This window comes from Agromyces sp. NPDC127015 (genome assembly GCF_042725165.1).
In the GTDB taxonomy this organism is placed as follows: Bacteria; Actinomycetota; Actinomycetes; order Actinomycetales; family Microbacteriaceae; genus Agromyces; species Agromyces chromiiresistens.
This window is the reverse complement of the sequence record NZ_JBHXDI010000001.1, coordinates 714,674-730,971: the sequence shown is the minus strand read 5'-3', so window position 1 is coordinate 730,971 and position 16,298 is coordinate 714,674. Positions and strand designations below refer to the sequence as shown.

Sequence of the window (16,298 nt, the reverse complement as noted above, 5' to 3'; positions counted from 1 at the left end):
GCGCGCCGGATCGCGGCGCACTCGGGTATCAAGACTAGTCAATCCAGGCGGGTGGATGCCTCGCCGAGGGCTGCGAGCAGGGCCCGAGCCTTGATGCGCGTCTCCTCGATCTCCTCCTCGGCGACCGACAGCGCCGTGATGCCGCCGCCCGTGCCGATCGACGCCCCGCTCGGGGCGATGACGATCGACCGGATGACCATCGCGAGGTCGGCGCCGCCGTCGACGCCGAGGTAGCCGAAGGCGCCCGAGTAGACGCCGCGCGGCCCCTGCTCGAGCTCGTGCAGGATCGTCATGGCGCTGCGCTTGGGCGCGCCGGTCATCGACCCTGCGGGGAACGCGGCGCGCACGACGTCGAGCGCGTCCACTGGCGGCACGATTCGCGCACGCACGGTCGAGACGAGCTGGTGCACGTGCCGGTACTCCTCGACCTCGAGCAGCCCCTCGACGCTCACGCTGCCGAGCTCGGCGATGCGGCCGAGGTCGTTGCGCATGAGGTCGACGATCATGAGGTTCTCGGCGCGCTCCTTGTCGCTCGCGAGGAGCTCGTCGCGGAGCGCGGCATCCCGCACCGGATCGGCGTCGCGCGGCCGGGTGCCCTTCATCGGCTTCGTCGACACGAGCCCGGACGGCTCGATGTGCAGGAACTGCTCGGGCGACGCGCTGAGCAGGGCGAACTCGCCGAACCGGAGGTAGCCGCCGTGATGGCTCGGGCTCGTCGCGCGCAGTGCGAGGTAGGTCTCGGCCGGATCGGGGTGCACGTCGAGGTCGACCCGGTTCGTGAGGCACAGCTGATAGGCGTCGCCGCGCACGATCGCCGCCTGGCACTCGTCGATGAGCCGACCGTAGGCCGCCGCGTCGTGCCGCCAGCGGGCGATGGGCGCAGCGGCAGGATGGCTCGCGCCGCCGCCCGCCCCGGGGCCGGCACCGCTGGCGGGCCCGGCCGCCGGCTCCGCCGGCATCCGTTCGAGCGCCGACGCCCACTCGTCGGCCCACGCGTCGGCGTCGGGTGATTCGATCCAGAGCAGGCGCACCTCGCGCAGGGCGTGGTCGAACAGGGTCACCCGGTCGAGGAAGAGGAACGCCGCGTCGGGGGTCTCGGCCGGCGCGGTCGGAACGCCCTCGAGGTCGGCTCCGAGCTCGTAGCCGAACCATCCGAACCAGCCGAGCGGACCGGGGGCCTGAGCCCCCGGTGCGAGCGCGACGGGCGGCTGGGCGAGCGCATCGGCGAGCAGCTCGAAGACGCGCCCGCGCCGCACGACGCCGGCATCACCGGGCGAGGCCGGGCGGGCGATCGTGACGGTGCCGGCCGAGAGGTCCACGGTGACGACGTCGCTCCCGGCATGGGCGGCACCGAGCACGCTCACTCCGCTCGACCCCTCGTCGCCCCCGTCGAGCCAGACCACGTGGTCGAGCTGCGCGAAGCGGTCGGCGAAGACCGCGCGTGGCGTGCGCCACTCCGGCAATGCGCGCGAACGCAGGCGAGGAGGCATCCACACAGCCTACGGCGCGACGCGCGTCGCCGGCTCGCGGCCGGCCTCTCCGACGAGACGGCCGCCGTCGATCGTGACGATGCGGTCCACGAGCGACGGGTCGACCGGCGTATGCGAGATGAGGACGACGGTGCGGTCGGCACCGGCCGCACCGAGGAGCTCGCGGAGCAGCGAGTCGGCTCGCTCGCGATCGACGTTCGCGGTCGGCTCGTCGAGCACGAGCACGGGGAACCCCGCGAGCATCGCTCGCGCGAGGGCGAGGCGCTGCGCCTGGCCGCCCGACACGAGCGCGCCGCGCTCGCCGACCTTCGCTCCGAGGCCGCCTCGTTCGGCGAGCCAGTCGCCGAGGCCGACCCGTGCGAGCACGTCGACGAGTTCGTCGTCGCTCGCGGTGTCGCGGGCGAAGAGCAGGTTCTGGCGAACGTCCTCGTCGAAGAGCCACGGCGACTGCTCGACGAGCCCGACGAGGCGGCGGACCTCGGACGGGTCGAGCCGCGCCGTGTCCACCCCGTCGATCAGGTACGAGCCGTCAGCGACGTCGAGGAACCGCACGAGCACGTGCGCGAGGGTCGTCTTGCCCGACCCGGAGGGTCCGCGCACGAGCACCCGCTCCCCCGGTGCGAGCTCGAGAGCGATGCCCGACAGCGCGGCACCCCGCGAGCCGGGCCATGCGGCGCCCACGGCTCGGAGCGTCAGGCGGGGCGGCCCGTCGGTCGCCGGCACGACGTCGGGCTCGAGCGGCGCGGCCGGGAGCTCGGCGGGGACCTCGTCGGGGACGGCGCTCGCGACCCGCTCGGCGCTCACCCGGGCGAGGCGCCACGCGGTCACCGCCGGCGGCAGGGCCGCGGCGATCTCGGCGATCGCGAGCGGCACGAGGCACAGCACCGCGAAGGTCGGGCCGTCGATGCGCCCCGCGGCGAGCAGCGACTGACCCGCCGTGAGGCTCGCCGCCACCGCGAAGCCGCCGATCGCCGCCATGAGCGCCGCAGCGGCGCCGGCGGCCGAGGCGTTCGCGCGCGTGTGCCGTGCGAGGCGCTCGCCGAGTCGCTCGATGCGCCGACGGCTCGCGGCGGCCGCATCGAAGGCGACGAGCATGTCGAGCGACTGCACGTGTTCGACCACTGCGGCCTGCAGCTCGCCGCGAAGGGGCGCCAGTCGCCGCTCGGCCCGGGCTGCGACCGCGCGCTGGACGAGCACCGTCGCACCGAGGCCGGCCACGAGGCATCCGGCGATCGCGAGCGCCGAGCCCGGCGAGACCAACGAGACGCCGACGACCGCCGCGACGAGGACGACCGATGCGCTCGCGACGGGCTGCACCGCGCGAAGCGGCACGTTCTGCAGTTCGTCGACGTCGCCGGTGAATCGCGCGAGGAGCTCCCCGCGTCGAAGGTCCGCGATGCCGTCGGGCGCGACCGGCAGCATGCGCTCGAAGACGCCGGTCCGGATCTCGGCGAGCTGGCGGAACGCCGCATCGTGTCCGGTCAGCCGCTCGAGATAACGGAACACCGCGCGGCCGAGCGCGAACGCGCGCACGCCCACGATCGCGAGCGACAGGTACAGCACCGGCGGCTGCTCGGCCGCGCGGGCGATGAGCCAGGCGGAACATGCGATGAGGGCCACGACCGATCCGCCGGACGCTGCGCCGAACAGCACCGACGGGAGCAGCCGGCGAAGCGGCGGGATGCTCGTGCGGAGCACGGATCGGGTGCGATCAGACATGGGCGGCCTCCGTGGAGACGACGACGTCGGCCACCGCCATGAGCTCGGGCCGATGCGTGGCGACGAGCACGATGCGCCCGGTCGCGGCGAGCCCCCGGAGCTCGGCGGCGAGCTCGGCCTCGCGGCTCGCATCCTGAGCGGACGTGGGCTCATCCAGGAGCAGCAACGGCAGGTCGCGGGCGAGCAGGCGGTGCACCGCCCGGGCGATGGCGACCCGCTGCGCCTGGCCGCCCGACAGTCCGCTGCCGCCCGGGCCGAGTCGGCGATCTGCGGGCACGTCGACGCCCGCGACCCGCAGCGCCGTGTCGAGGAACGCCGGATCGGCCGACTCGTCGCCGAGTCGCACGTTCATCTCGACGGTGCCGGCGACGAGTGTCGGCGTCTGGCCCGCCCAGGCGATGCGGTCGAACCCGTGCCCGTCGAGCTCGCGGCCCTCCAGCTCGATGACGCCCTCGTGCGGCACGAAGCCGAGCAGTGCCGCGAACAGGGTCGACTTGCCGCTGCCGCTCTCGCCGACGACGGCGGCGAGTCGTCCCGTCGGCACCGCGAACGAGCGGCCGTCGATCACGACGCGCTCGTCGCGCCGCACCGTGACCCCGGCGAGGGCCAGGCCCTCGCCGGCGGTGGAACGGCCGCGGGCTCCCGATCCGGGAGCGTGCTGGATCGGGGATGCCTCGTCGCCGGCGCCCTCGGCCGCCTCGAGGAGCTCGAACGCGTCGGCGGCCGCGGTGACCCCCGCCGCCGAGGCGTGGAACGCGGCGCCGACGTTGCGCAGCGGAAGGAAGACCTCGGGTGCGAGCACGAGCACGAAGATGCCGGCGGCGAGCGCCATGTCGCCCGAGACGAGCCGCAGCCCGATCGACACCGCGACGAGGGCGACCGAGAGGCTCGCGGCGAGCTCGAGCGTGAACCCCGAGAGGAAGGTCACGCGCAGGACCTTCATCGTGTGCTTCCGGTAGTCGTCGGTCACCGCGCGGATGCGCCCCACCTGCCGCTTTGCGCGCCCGTAGAGCAGCAGCGTCGAGAGGCCGCCGACGACTTCGAGGAAGCCCCGTGACAGCGTCGACAGGCTGTCCCACTGGCGTTGCTGCACACGCTCGGTCGCCATGCCGATGAGCGCCATGAACACGGGGGTGAGCGGCAGCACGATGACGAGCACGAGCCCCGACAGCGGGTCGGCGATCCACGCCGCGGCGATGCACGCCGGGGTCGCGACCACGGTGAGGACGAGTTGCGGGAGGTAGCGGCCGAAGTAGTCGTCGAGCGCGTCGACGCCAGGGCCCAACAGCGTCGCGATCCGTGCCGTGGGGAATCCGGCGATGCCCGCGGGGCGCCGCTCGAGGGCGGCCAGCAGGTCGGACCGGAGTTCGCCCTTCACGCGCATCGCACCGCTCGAGCCGACCACCTCCCATCCCCACGCGCCCAGGGCGCGCACCGTCGCACCGCAGACGAGCAGTGCGAGGAGGAGGCGCACCTCGTCGATCGGCATTCCGTCGATGAGCCCGGAGACGAGCCCGGCGATCGCCCAGGCGATCGCGATGATCGCGGCGGCCTGCACGACGGCGAGCGCCCCGCCCGCGACGAGGAAGCCGCGGGCGGCGCGCGAGCGCCTGACGAGCCTGGGGTCGAGTGGTTTCACGCCTGCATCGTCCTCGTCAGTGGGCGGCCGCCTCGACGTGCGCGCGGCTCACCCGCTTGCGGAAGATCCAGTACGTCCACGCCTGGTAGGCGAGCACGAGCGGCAGGAAGATCAGCGCCACCCAGCTCATGACCGTGAGCGTGTACGGCGTCGACGAGGCGTTCTCGATCGTCAGGCTGTTCGCCGGATCGTTCGACGCGGGCATCACGTCGGGGAAGAGCGACGCGAACAGCGCGAGCACTGCGGCGGCGACGGTGATCGCGAGCAGCGCGAACGCGACTCCTTCGGCACCTCGCAGGTTCGCGATCCAGCCGCCGACGAGCGCGACGGCCGCGATCCCCGCCAGGATCCAGAACCAGGGAGTGCCGAACGCGAGCCCGGTCCACAGCAGGAAGGCGGCCGCGACGACGATCGTGACGACGCCCGCGCGCGTGGCGAGCCTGCGCGCACGCGCGCGCAGGTCGCCCTCGGTCTTGAGCGAGGCGAACACCACCCCGTGCGTGAAGAACAGGAGGAGCGTCGTGAGCCCGCCGAGCAGGGCGTACGGGTTCAGCAGGTCGAACAGCGTGCCCGTGTAGTTGTGGTCGGCATCGAGCGGCACGCCCTGCACGATGTTCGCGAAGGCCACACCCCAGAGCAGCGCCGGCACCGCGGAGCCGACGACGATCATGCCGTCGAACCAGGCCTTCCACTTCGACTCGGGGCGCTGGTGGCGGTACTCGAACGAGACGCCGCGGGCAATGAGCGCGAGCAGGATGAGCAGGAGCGCCAGGTAGAACCCCGAGAACAGGGTCGCGTACCACTCGGGGAAGGCGGCGAACAGGGATGCCCCGGCGACGATGACCCACGTCTCGTTGAGGTCCCAGACCGGGCCGATGGTGTTGATGAGCACCCGTCGGTCGGTGTCGTCCCTGCCGAGGAACGGCAGCGACATGCCGATGCCGAAGTCGAAGCCGTCGAGCACGAAGTAGCCGACGAAGAGGAAGGCCACGATCCAGAACCAGAGCGTTGAGAGATCCATGTCCGTCTCCTCAGTAGACCGTTGCGGCGGGCTCGACGCGGCCCGATTCGGGGTCGGGCTCGCCGATCTCGGGCGGCCCCTGCTTGATGGCGCGGATCACGAGCCGCACCTCGACGACCGCGAGCGCGCCGTAGATGAGCGTGAACGCGACGAGCGAGATGAGGACGTCGAGCCCGGTGACGTTCGGCGAGACCGCCGACTCGGTCGGCAGCAGGCTGAACACGATCCAGGGTTGGCGACCCATCTCGGTGAAGATCCAGCCGACGATCATCGCGGCGAGCGAGAGCGGGAAGCTCCAGATCGCGATCTTCCAGACCCACTTCTGCCGAGGCATCCGGCCCTTGCGGGTGAGCCACAGGCCGACGACCGCGACGAGCACGTGCAGCATGCCGAGGCCGATCATCCATCGGAACGCCCAGTACGTGACCCAGATGATCGGCGCGTAGTCGCCGGGGCCGTAGAGGGCTTGGTAGTCGGCCTGCAGATCGTTGATGCCTTCGACGCAACCGTCGAACGTGTGCGTCGACAGCAGAGAGAGCAGGTAGGGCACCCGGATCGAGAAGAGCTCGGTCGTGCCGTCGGGGGTGCCGAGCGTGAACAGCGAGAACGACGCGTCGGCCCCGCAGACCGTGTCGTAGGTGGCTTCGGCGGCCGCCATCTTCATCGGCTGGGTCGCGACCATCGCGAGGCTCAGCTGGTCGCCGAAGAGGGTCGTCAGGATCCCCGAGCCGACCATGAGCCACAGGCCGAACTTCAGGGCCGGGCGCATCGAGTCGAGGTGCTGGTTGCGCGCGAGGTGCCACGCGCTCGCGCTGATGATGAGGCCGGCCGCGACCATGAAGCTCGCGGCGATCGTGTGCGGGAACGCGGCGAGGGCGACGGGGTTCGTCAGGAGCGCCCAGATGTCGACGAGTTCCGCGCGACCCTTCTCGGCGTTCATCTCGTACCCGACCGGGTTCTGCATGAAGGCGTTCGCGGCGATGATGAAGTAGGCCGAGACGATCGTGCCGACCGCGGTGCACCAGATGGTGGCGAGGTGGATGCCGCGGGGCAGTTTGTCCCAGCCGAAGATCCAGAGGCCGATGAACGTCGCCTCGAAGAAGAACGCGAGCAGGCCCTCGAGGGCGAGCGGTGCGCCGAAGACGTCGCCGACGAACCGCGAGTACTCCGACCAGTTCATGCCGAACTGGAACTCCTGCACGATGCCCGTCACGACGCCCATGGCGAAGTTGATGAGGAAGATCGACCCGAAGAACCGGGTCACCTGCAGGTACTGGGTCTTGCCCGTGCGGTACCACGCGGTCTGGAAGATCGCGACCGTCGTCGCGAGACCGATCGTGATCGGTACGAACAGGAAGTGATAGACGGTGGTCAACCCGAACTGCCATCGGGCGAGCAGCAACGGATCGAGCAGCTCGTTCACGGATACCCCTTTCGCGGAGTCCGAACATCTCGGTGAGATTCTTCTACAAAGCGTAAAACTTTGCTTCTACACAGCGTAGAACAATCCCGCCGACGGCGGTACTCTGGATGCATGGCGAGTCTCGGAGATCTCGAGCGCTCCGTGATGGAGGTGCTCTGGTCGAGCGACGTCGCGCTCACGGCGAATGAGCTGCGCGACGCGCTGGCCGTGCGCGGCGGCGATTCCGGCCGCACGGTGGCGACCACGACCGTGCTGACGGTGCTCTCGCGGCTCGAGCGCAAGGGCTTCGTGAGCCGCACGCGCGAGCGCCGTCCGCACCACTACCAGGCGCTGCTCTCCCGAGAAGAGCACACGGCGGAGCTCATGCACGAGGTGCTCGACCGCGCGAGCGACCGTGACGCCGCCCTCGCCCGCTTCGTCGGCACGGTGAGCGACGGCGAGGCCGCGACGCTCCGCCGGCTCCTCGACGAGCTCGCGCACCACTGACGATGCTCGCCGTCGCCGCGGTGCTCGGCGTGCTCGCCTTCGCGCTGGCCTGGCCGATCCCGGTCGCGCTCTCGCGCGCCGCCTGGCCGTCGCGATCGCCGGCTGCCGCCCTCGTGCTCTGGCAGTCGATCGCGATCGCCGGCGGACTCTCGATGATCGGCTGCCTCCTCGTCTACGGCGCGGCGCCCGCCGGCTCGCTCGTCGGCGCCTGGAACGCCCTCGTACCCGTGCTCCTCACCGGCCCGATCCCGCCGGAGTTCGACGTGCTCGAGCTCGCCGCCATCACGCTCGCCGCCGGTCTCGCCCTGCACCTCGCGCTGAACCTCGCCCTCACCGCTGTTCGCGCCGAACGCGAGCGACGGCGCCAGCACCAGCTCATCGCCCTGCTCGGCGACCCGATGCCGGGCCAACCCAGCACCCGCGTGCTCGCGCACCCGACCCCGCTCGCCTACTGCGTGCCCGGCATCCGCACGGCGACCGTGCTGACCGACGGTCTCGTCGACGCGCTGAGCCCGGCCGAGCTCGCCGCGGTGATCGCTCACGAGCGCGCCCACCTCGACCAGCTCCATCACCTCGTGCTGCTCGCCTTCCGCGCCTGGCACAGCGCACTGCCGTGGTTCCCGATCGCGAACCGCTCGGAGCGCGCCGTGATCCTCCTCGCGGAGATGCTCGCCGATGACCGGGCACGCCGCGTCGCCGGCGACGACGCGCTGCGCGGCGCCATGCTCGTCGTCGGCGCCGACGCGGGCCCGGCCGGGCTCGGCGACGACGGCGTCATCGCCGACGCCGACATGCTCGAGGCGCGTCTCGCGAGGCTCGACGGCACGACCCCGGCCCGCGACGGTCGCGGCGGCCCCGCACCCCGTCGTGCAGTGCCCGCACCCTCACGGCCGCTCGTGGTCGCGGCCTCGATCGCGCTCGTCGCGATCCCCCTACTGGCGTACGCCCTCGTCCTGACGAATACGACGCCGGTCTGACGCGCGCGCACGCCGCGATCGATACGCTCGAACGATGAACGAGATCCTCGACTGGATCCTGAACACCGTGCAATCGGTCGACCCCGTCGTCAGGACGCTCCTCGCGGGAGTCGGGATCATGCTCGAGACGAGCGTGCTGATCGGCCTGGTGGTGCCCGGCGACACCATCGTGCTCGTCGCCGCGACGGGGGTCGAGGACCTCGCGCAGTACTTCGCGCTCGCGTTCGCCGTGATCATCGGCGCACTCATCGGCGAGAGCATCGGCTTCGGCATCGGCCACTGGTTCGGCCCGCACCTGCTGCACTCGCGCCTCGGCCGGCGCATCGGCGAGGACCACTGGCATCGCGCACAGCGCTACCTCGACCGTCGAGGCGGGCCGGCGATCTTCATCTCGCGGTTCCTGCCGATCCTGCACTCGCTCATCCCGCTGACCGTGGGCATGAGCACGATGCGCTACCGCCGCTTCATCGCATGGACGCTTCCGGCGTGCGTCCTGTGGGCGTTCGCCTATGTCACCGTCGGATGGCTCGCCGCCGGCAGCTACCGGGAACTGAGCCGCCAGCTGCACTGGGCGGGCTACCTCTTCGTCGGCGTCATCGTCGTCTTCCTGGCGCTCGTGTGGCTCGCGAAGAAGCTCATCGTCCGCTCGGAGGCGAAGCACATGGAGGCGGCGGAGGCGTCCGACGACTCCGGGGCACTCGACACCGCGCCGGTGGCTCCGACCGCGTTCGCCCCTGACCGCCGGACGCACGACGACCGTGCCGACGGCGAGGGGCCGGATGCCTCGACACCCGGCCCCTCGCGTCTCGGCTCCGACCGCTGACGGCGGTCGCAGCCGCCGGTACTCAGAAGAGCGACTGCTCGGCGAGCCAGTCGCTCGCGATCTGCTCGGCCGACTCCTGGTCGTCGACGCTCTTCGCGTTGAGGGCGACGAGCTCGTCGGCAGTCAGTGCCGCGCTCACCGTGTTGATGACCTCGGCGGCCTTGTCGTCGACCTTCTCGCTGACGACGGGCACGACGTTCGACGCGAGGAACAGGCCCTCGGGGTCTTCGAGGGTCACGAGATCGCTCGTCGCGATCGCGGGGTTCGCACTGAAGATGTTGACGAGCTGCACGTCGCCGTCCTGCAGGGCCTTCAGCGTCAGCGGCCCGCCCGAGTCCTCGATCGGCGTGAACGCGACGTCGACGCCGTAGACCGACTTCAGCCCCTCCGGCCCGTACGGCCGGGTCGCGAGCTCCGAGTTGCCGCCGAGCGTCAGCGGCGTGGTCACCTTCGCGAGGTCGGCGAGGCTCGTGACGTCGTTCTGCTCGGAGAACTCCTTGGTCACGTTGTACGAGTCCTGGTCGGTCGCGGGCGACTGGTCGAGGACGCGCAGCCCTTCGGGCAGCGAGGTCTCGAGCTCGGCGTACACGTCGTCGGCCGTCGTCGCCGTGGTGTCGGGGACGTAGTACTGGAGCAGGTTGCCCGTGTACTCGGGGAAGACGTCGATGCTCCCGCTCTCGATCTCGGGCATGTAGACCTCGCGCTGGCCGATGCGCGGCTGCAGCTCGACGGTGAACCCGTTGGCTTCGAGCGCCTGAGCGTAGAGCTCGGCGATGATCTCGTTCGAGTAGTAGTCCTGCGACCCGACGACGAGCGTCTCGCCGCCGCCGTCGGTCTCGCCCGATCCGCTGTCGAGCGGATCGCTCGATGCACACCCTGCCAGGGCCACTGTCGCCCCGACCGCGACCGCCGCGAGTGCGACGAGCCGGCCTTTTCCTGCTGTGATCATGACTGGTTCCCTTCCTGGATGGGTTGCCCCACGGTCGCTCGCGACCGGGTCGGTCGTGAGCGAGGTTCGCGCGTGCGGGCGGCCCGCACGCCGGCGGGTACGACGACCCGCTGGATGATGGCGAAGCACCCGTCGACGACGAGTGCGAGGAGGATGACGAGGATCGAGCCGCCGAGCATCTCGGCGTAGTCGCGCGTCTTGAGACCCTCGAAGATGAAGCGGCCGAGCCCGAAGTTCGCGATGTATGCGGCGAGCGTCGCCGTCGCGACGATCTGCAGCGTGGCCGATCGGACGCCGCCGACGATGATCGGCATGCCGAGCGGCACCTCGACCTTGCTCACGACCTGGCGCTCGCGCATGCCCATCGCGCGTGCGGCATCGACGGTTCGGCGATCGACGCTCTCGAAACCCGAGTAGGCCCCGGCGAGCAATGGCGGCAGCGCCAGCACGACGAGCGCGATGATCGGAGCGGAGAGCCCGATGCCGAGCCACAGCCCGACGAGCGTCAGCAGACCGAGCGTCGGCAACGCGCGCAGGCCGCCGGAGACCATCACGGCGAGTTCGCGGCCGCGACCGGTGTGCCCCACGAGCCCGCCGAGCGGAAGCGCGATGAGTGCCGCGATGACGAGCACGATCGCCGAGATCACGAGGTGCTGCGCGATCCGCTCGGGAATGCTCCCGGGGCCCGTCCAGTGGGCGGGGTCGAGGATCCAGGCAACCGCTTCGAGCAGGAGGTTCACGAGGCGTCCACCTGCTCGACCCGCTCGAGGCTGCGGCGTCGTTGCGCCCGGCTCGGCCGCCACCAGGGCATGACCAGGCGCCCGATGGCCACACTCGCCCAGTCGAGCCCGATGGCGAGAGCCATCGTGACGACGATGCCGGTGATGATCTCGGCCTGGATCCCGCGTTGCAGACCGTCGGTGAACAGACTGCCGAGGCTCTGCACGCCGGTGACGGCGCCGATCGTCGCGAGGCTCACCGTGCTCACGATGACGACCCGGATGCCGGAGAGCAGCACGGGACCCGCGAGCGGGAGTTCGACGCCCCAGAACCGGCTGAACGACGCGTACCCGATCGCGGTGGCGGACTGGCGGACGTCTGGCTCGACGGCATCGAAGGCGTCGGCCGCGGTGCGAACGATCACGGCGATGCCGTAGAGGGTCAGCGCGACGACGAGGTTGATCGGCGAGGTCGTGCGCTGCCCGGTGAAGATCGGCAGCGCGATGAGCAGCGCGAGCGACGGGATCGCGTACAGCAGGCCGCACAGCGACAGCAGCACGCCGCGCGACCACCGGTACCGGTGCGCGACCCAGCCGATCGGAACGGAGATCACGAAGCTCAGTATGATCGCGGGCACCGACAATGCCAGGTGCACGAGGGTGAGCTCGCCGACCAGGTCGAGGTTCGACCAGAGCCACTTCACGAGGCGAGCACTCCCGCCGCACGCCCGTCGTCGTCGACGACCACGCGCCGACCGTCGACCTCGGTCACGTGCAGCACGCGCTTGCCCCGGTTCGCCCCGACGAAGTCGGCGACGAAGTCGTCGGCCGGGTTCGCGAGGATCTCCGCGGGTGACGCGGCCTGCGAGATGTGTCCGCCCTGCTGCATGATCACGACCTGGTCGCCGAGGAGGAAGGCCTCGTCGATGTCGTGGGTGACGAACACGACCGTCTTGCCCAGTTCGCCCTGCAGGCGGAGCAGTTCCTGCTGCAGCTCCGAACGGACGATCGGGTCGACCGCTCCGAACGGTTCGTCCATGAGGAGGATGTTCGGGTCGACCGCGAGCCCGCGGGCGACGCCGACGCGCTGCTGCTGACCGCCCGAGAGCTGGCTCGGGTACTTGTCGGCGAGCGAACGGTCGAGGCCGACGGTGTCGAGCAGTTCGAGCGCCCGCGCGTGCGCCTCGCGCTTGCGGACGCCGCGGAGGAGCGGCACGGTCGCCACGTTGTCGATCACCTTGCGATGCGGCAGCAGCCCGGAGTTCTGCATGACGTAGCCGATGCCGCGTCGCAGCACGACCGGATCGACGGTCGCGACATCCGTGCCGTCGATGAGCACCTGGCCGCCGGTCGGGTCGACCATGCGGTTGATCATGCGCAGGAGCGTGGTCTTGCCCGACCCCGACGAGCCGACCAGCACCGTCGTCTTGCGCGGCGGAATGACGATGTCGACGTCCGAGACGGCGAGCGTGCCGTCGGGGAAGCGCTTGGACACGCCGCGGAACTCGATCATGCTGGCTCAATCCCGTCGTCGGCGTTCGCTGCCATGTGCAGCTTCAAGCCAAACACCGATCGCGCCCGGAGCGCAACGGGGCGCCCCGCGAGTCGTCAGGCGGCTGTGGACGCGGAGAGGGCCCGTCCGAGGTGCTCGGCGAGGTAGTCGTGCACGAGACGCTTCGCCTCGGCGAGGTACCGCTCGTCGCCGTCGACCGATCGCTCGTACGCACGGCTGATGAGGGCGTCGCCGATCTCCATCGCCACCCCGAGGCGGAACCGCAGCTCCGCCTGGTCGCCCTCGCCGCCGAACTCGGCCTCGATGAGCCGGGCCATGCGGTGCGCGAACTCGGGCTCGACATCGCCTTCGGCGAGCTCGCGCTGCGCGGCGTGCACGACGCTGAACCCGGGCTCGCCGGCGTACATCTTGGCGCTGACGTCGAGCGCGACGTCGACGACCGTCCACCACGACTCGAGCGTCGTGCGCGCCATCTCGTCGGCGACCCGCTCGCGGAACCGGTGCACCGAGCGCTCGCGCAGCGCGTAGAGCACGGCGACGCGGTCGGGGAAGTAGCGGTACACCGTGCCGATCGAGGCGCCTGCGCGCTCGGCGACCATCTGGGTCGTCAGGCGCTCGAACCCCGATTCGTCGACGATCTCGGCGGCAGCATCGAGCAGCGCGTCGAGGCGCTGGCTGGACCGACGCTGCGTCGGCTCGGTGCGGACCGAGCGCCTCCGGCTCGGATCGGCCCCGAGGATCAGGTCGATGTTCGGCACGGAACCTCCTCAGTTGCTCGCACCACTCTACCGGGCGTCGAACGCCCGGGCGTGCACCCGCCGTTTCGCGACGTGTCCCCCGTGCATGACAGACTGAGTGGATGCCGGCGAGCTCCCCCACCCCGCACGGTTCTCGAGAGCGCCAGGTCCGGCATCGCGCCGCGCGCATCGAGGACTGGTTCCACGACGTGCGCTCCCGCGGCGCCCGTCGTCGCGGGCATGTGCCGACCGTCGTGCCGTACACGGGATACGGCTCGACCGAATGGGTGCGCGTGTTCTGCCGCGTGCTGCTGTCGAAGCCGGTGGCCGCCGACGAACGCTCGAAGCGCCGCCGCAAGCGCGGCGAACAGGGCATCCGGGGCTGGCGCAGCTTCACGAGCGTGCCGGTCGGCGACGTTCCGGTCGTCATCGACGTCGGCGGCCAGCGCATCGAGGTGCTCGCCGACCGCGGCGGCGTCGTCGACACGACCGTGCCGGCGTCGCTCGCGCCCGGCTGGCACCGCGCCACCCTCAGCACCGAGGGCGCCGAGCCCGTCGAGGCGCCGATCCGCATCGTCGGTCCCGACGTCGACTTCGGTATCATCTCCGATGTCGACGACACCGTCATGGTGACGGCGCTCCCCCGCCCGCTCGTCGCCGCTTGGAACACGTTCGTGCTCGACGAGCACGCACGCATCCCTACGCCCGGCATGGCCGTCCTGTTCGAGCGGCTCGCCCGCTCGCACCCCGGCTCCCCCGTCATCTACCTGTCGACGGGCGCGTGGAACGTCGCACCCACCCTCACGCGCTTCCTCTCGCGCAACCTGTTCCCCGCCGGCCCGCTGCTCCTGACCGACTGGGGCCCGACTCACGATCGCTGGTTCCGCAGCGGCCGCGAGCACAAGGCCGAGAATCTCCGTCGCCTCGCCGAGGAGTTCCCGAACGTGCGCTGGCTGCTCATCGGCGACGACGGCCAGCACGACGAGGAGCTCTACGCCCGCTTCGCCGCCGAGCATCCCGATCGCGTCGCCGCGATCGCGATCCGCCGGCTCTCGACCGGTGAGGCCGTGCTCGCCGGCGGACGCACCAAGGCCGAGGAGCACGGCACCGACGTGCCCTGGGTCTCGGCGAGCGACGGCTCGACGATCGCCGATCGGCTCGCCGAGGTCGGCGTCGTCTGAGCGCTCCGCTCGTCGCGCACACCTGGTCGGAGCGCTAGCGGGCGACCGCCCGGTCGCGAGACCGCCGGAACGACGCGAGTCCGCGGTTGACCTGCCGCGCCCACAAGGGCCCGCGGTAGATGAAGGCCGAGTACCCCTGCACGAGCGTCGCACCTGCGTCGAGCCGGTCCTGCACATCGGCGGCCGTCTCGACGCCGCCGACCGAGATCACGCACAGGTCGTCGGGCACGCTGCGGCGCACGACGCGCAGCACCTCGAGCGAGCGGGCGGCGAGCGGGGCACCCGACAGACCGCCGGCACCGATGGCTTCGATCGCGGATGCCTCGGTCGTGAGCCCCTCGCGGGAGATCGTCGTGTTCGTGGCGATGATGCCGTCGAGGCCGAGCCGCACGACGAGCTCGCAGATGCGCTCCACCTCCGAGTCGGCGAGGTCGGGCGCGATCTTCACGAGGAGCGGGGTGGTTCCCGCGGCCTCGCGCACGGTCTCGAGGAGCGGTGCGAGGGCGTCGAGCTCCTGCAGCCCACGGAGGCCGGGTGTGTTCGGAGAGCTCACGTTGACCACGAGGTAGTCGGCGTACGGGGCGAGCAGCTTCGCGCTGCGCACGTAGTCGCCCACGGCGTCCTCGACGGCGGTCACCCGGCTCTTGCCGATGTTGACACCGAGCACGGGCCGGTGCGAGCGGCGCGACAGCCGCGAGAGGCGACCGGCCGCAGCATCCGCCCCGCCGTTGTTGAACCCCATGCGGTTGATGAGCGCCCGGTCCTTCACCAGCCGGAAGAGGCGCGGCCGCTCGTTGCCCGGTTGCGCGATCGCCGTGATCGTGCCGACCTCGACATGCCCGAAGCCGAGCTGGCCGAGACCGATGACCGCGCGAGCGTCCTTGTCGAAACCCGCGGCCACGCCGAACGGCGACTGGAATCGGAGCCCGAGCGTCTCGACCGCGAGTGACGGGTCGGGGGCGGTGAACCGCTCGACGAGGCGTCCGAGGCCGAGCGTCGGCAGGCCCCGGATCACGCTGAACGCGAGGTGGTGCGCGTCTTCGGGGTCGAGCTTCGTGAGGAAGAGGGAGAAGAGGAGTCGATACATGCCGGATTCAGGGTACCCGTCGCGAGGCACGGCGACGTCACTCGACCGGCCGGGCGGGCAACCGGCCGTGCTCCTCGCGCAACTGCTCGATCGCCGCCTCGAAGTCGTCGAGCGACTCGAACGCCTGGTAGACGCTCGCGAAGCGCAGGTACGCCACCTCGTCGAGCTCGCGGAGCGGCGGAAGGATGGCGAGGCCGATGTCGTTCGCCTCGATCTGCGACGCACCGGTCGAACGGATCGTCTCCTCGACCTTCTGCGCGAGCACCGCGAGGTCGGAATCGGTCACCGGGCGACCCTGGCACGCCTTCTTGACGCCGAGCACGACCTTCTCGCGGCTGAACGGCTCGACGACACCCGAGCGCTTCATGACGACGAGGCTCGCCGTCTCGGTCGTCGAGAACCGACGCCCGCACTCGGGGCACTGCCTGCGGCGGCGGATCGACAGTCCGTCGTCGCTCGTGCGGGAGTCGATGACGCGCGAATCGGGGTGGCGGCAGAAGGGACAGTACATGGTGACCCCAGCCTAGCGGCGCG

16 protein-coding genes are annotated in these 16,298 nt (G+C 71.2%); 4 read left to right on the top strand and 12 right to left on the bottom strand.

Annotated elements, in window-relative coordinates:
• Positions 1 to 38 precede the first annotated feature (38 nt).
• The 5 genes from ACFWGP_RS03400 to ACFWGP_RS03380 are packed head-to-tail and all read right to left on the bottom strand — an operon-like array spanning position 39 to position 7,292.
• Positions 39 to 1,490: an anthranilate synthase component I family protein gene (locus ACFWGP_RS03400; protein WP_376930120.1), complete on the bottom strand. Its 1,452-nt coding sequence runs from the start codon at positions 1,488 to 1,490 to the stop codon at positions 39 to 41.
• A 9-nt stretch (positions 1,491 to 1,499) separates the two neighbouring features.
• Positions 1,500 to 3,209 (bottom strand): thiol reductant ABC exporter subunit CydC, encoded by a 1,710-nt coding sequence (cydC, locus tag ACFWGP_RS03395; protein ID WP_376930119.1) that lies wholly within the window; start codon positions 3,207 to 3,209, stop codon positions 1,500 to 1,502.
• Positions 3,202 to 4,848 (bottom strand): thiol reductant ABC exporter subunit CydD, encoded by a 1,647-nt coding sequence (gene cydD / locus ACFWGP_RS03390; RefSeq protein WP_376930118.1) that lies wholly within the window; start codon positions 4,846 to 4,848, stop codon positions 3,202 to 3,204. The genes cydC and cydD overlap by 8 nt, the downstream gene beginning before the upstream one ends.
• Before the next feature lie 16 nt (positions 4,849 to 4,864).
• The gene (gene cydB / locus ACFWGP_RS03385) at positions 4,865 to 5,869 is read right to left on the bottom strand and encodes a cytochrome d ubiquinol oxidase subunit II (RefSeq protein ID WP_231431178.1); all 1,005 of its coding nucleotides are present in this window, start codon (positions 5,867 to 5,869) and stop codon (positions 4,865 to 4,867) included.
• Between the two features lie 10 nt (positions 5,870 to 5,879).
• On the bottom strand, positions 5,880 to 7,292 hold the full coding sequence (locus tag ACFWGP_RS03380; protein WP_376930117.1) for a cytochrome ubiquinol oxidase subunit I: 1,413 nt from the start codon (positions 7,290 to 7,292) through the stop codon (positions 5,880 to 5,882).
• Between the two features lie 111 nt (positions 7,293 to 7,403).
• Between ACFWGP_RS03380 and ACFWGP_RS03375 the strand changes: the two genes are divergently transcribed.
• Genes ACFWGP_RS03375 through ACFWGP_RS03365 form a run of 3 tightly spaced genes read left to right on the top strand, consistent with a single transcriptional unit; the run spans position 7,404 to position 9,578 of the window.
• A complete protein-coding gene (locus tag ACFWGP_RS03375) occupies positions 7,404 to 7,778 on the top strand; it encodes a BlaI/MecI/CopY family transcriptional regulator (protein ID WP_231431180.1) in 375 nt (124 codons plus the stop codon).
• A 2-nt stretch (positions 7,779 to 7,780) separates the two neighbouring features.
• Positions 7,781 to 8,755, top strand: a complete 975-nt coding sequence (locus tag ACFWGP_RS03370) for a M56 family metallopeptidase (protein ID WP_231431181.1) — start codon at positions 7,781 to 7,783, stop codon at positions 8,753 to 8,755.
• A gap of 34 nt (positions 8,756 to 8,789) precedes the next feature.
• On the top strand, positions 8,790 to 9,578 hold the full coding sequence (locus ACFWGP_RS03365) for a DedA family protein (RefSeq protein ID WP_338029110.1): 789 nt from the start codon (positions 8,790 to 8,792) through the stop codon (positions 9,576 to 9,578).
• A gap of 22 nt (positions 9,579 to 9,600) precedes the next feature.
• Here ACFWGP_RS03365 and ACFWGP_RS03360 read toward each other — a convergent pair whose 3' ends face one another.
• From ACFWGP_RS03360 to ACFWGP_RS03340, 5 genes are all read right to left on the bottom strand, one after another.
• Positions 9,601 to 10,527, bottom strand: coding sequence for an ABC transporter substrate-binding protein (locus tag ACFWGP_RS03360; protein WP_231431182.1), 927 nt, complete (start codon positions 10,525 to 10,527; stop codon positions 9,601 to 9,603).
• A complete protein-coding gene (locus ACFWGP_RS03355; protein WP_231431183.1) occupies positions 10,524 to 11,267 on the bottom strand; it encodes an ABC transporter permease in 744 nt (247 codons plus the stop codon). The genes ACFWGP_RS03360 and ACFWGP_RS03355 overlap by 4 nt, the downstream gene beginning before the upstream one ends.
• Entirely contained in the window at positions 11,264 to 11,950 is a 687-nt protein-coding gene (locus ACFWGP_RS03350; RefSeq protein ID WP_231431184.1) for an ABC transporter permease, read from the bottom strand. Before ACFWGP_RS03350 ends, ACFWGP_RS03355 begins: the two co-directional genes overlap by 4 nt.
• Entirely contained in the window at positions 11,947 to 12,759 is an 813-nt protein-coding gene (locus ACFWGP_RS03345; RefSeq protein ID WP_231431185.1) for an ABC transporter ATP-binding protein, read from the bottom strand. The genes ACFWGP_RS03350 and ACFWGP_RS03345 overlap by 4 nt, the downstream gene beginning before the upstream one ends.
• Positions 12,760 to 12,854: 95 nt before the next feature.
• Complete coding sequence (locus ACFWGP_RS03340) at positions 12,855 to 13,517, bottom strand: TetR family transcriptional regulator (protein ID WP_376930116.1); 663 nt, start codon at positions 13,515 to 13,517, stop codon at positions 12,855 to 12,857.
• Between the two features lie 101 nt (positions 13,518 to 13,618).
• Here ACFWGP_RS03340 and ACFWGP_RS03335 point away from each other — a divergent pair, with 101 nt between their 5' ends.
• Positions 13,619 to 14,677 (top strand): App1 family protein, encoded by a 1,059-nt coding sequence (locus tag ACFWGP_RS03335; RefSeq protein ID WP_231431187.1) that lies wholly within the window; start codon positions 13,619 to 13,621, stop codon positions 14,675 to 14,677.
• Between the two features lie 34 nt (positions 14,678 to 14,711).
• Here the strand turns inward: ACFWGP_RS03335 and ACFWGP_RS03330 are convergent, their stop codons facing one another.
• Together ACFWGP_RS03330 and nrdR are read right to left on the bottom strand one after the other, a co-directional pair.
• Positions 14,712 to 15,764 (bottom strand): quinone-dependent dihydroorotate dehydrogenase, encoded by a 1,053-nt coding sequence (locus ACFWGP_RS03330; RefSeq protein WP_376930115.1) that lies wholly within the window; start codon positions 15,762 to 15,764, stop codon positions 14,712 to 14,714.
• Between the two features lie 37 nt (positions 15,765 to 15,801).
• Positions 15,802 to 16,275 (bottom strand): transcriptional regulator NrdR, encoded by a 474-nt coding sequence (gene nrdR, locus ACFWGP_RS03325; protein WP_231431189.1) that lies wholly within the window; start codon positions 16,273 to 16,275, stop codon positions 15,802 to 15,804.
• Positions 16,276 to 16,298: the final 23 nt, after the last annotated feature.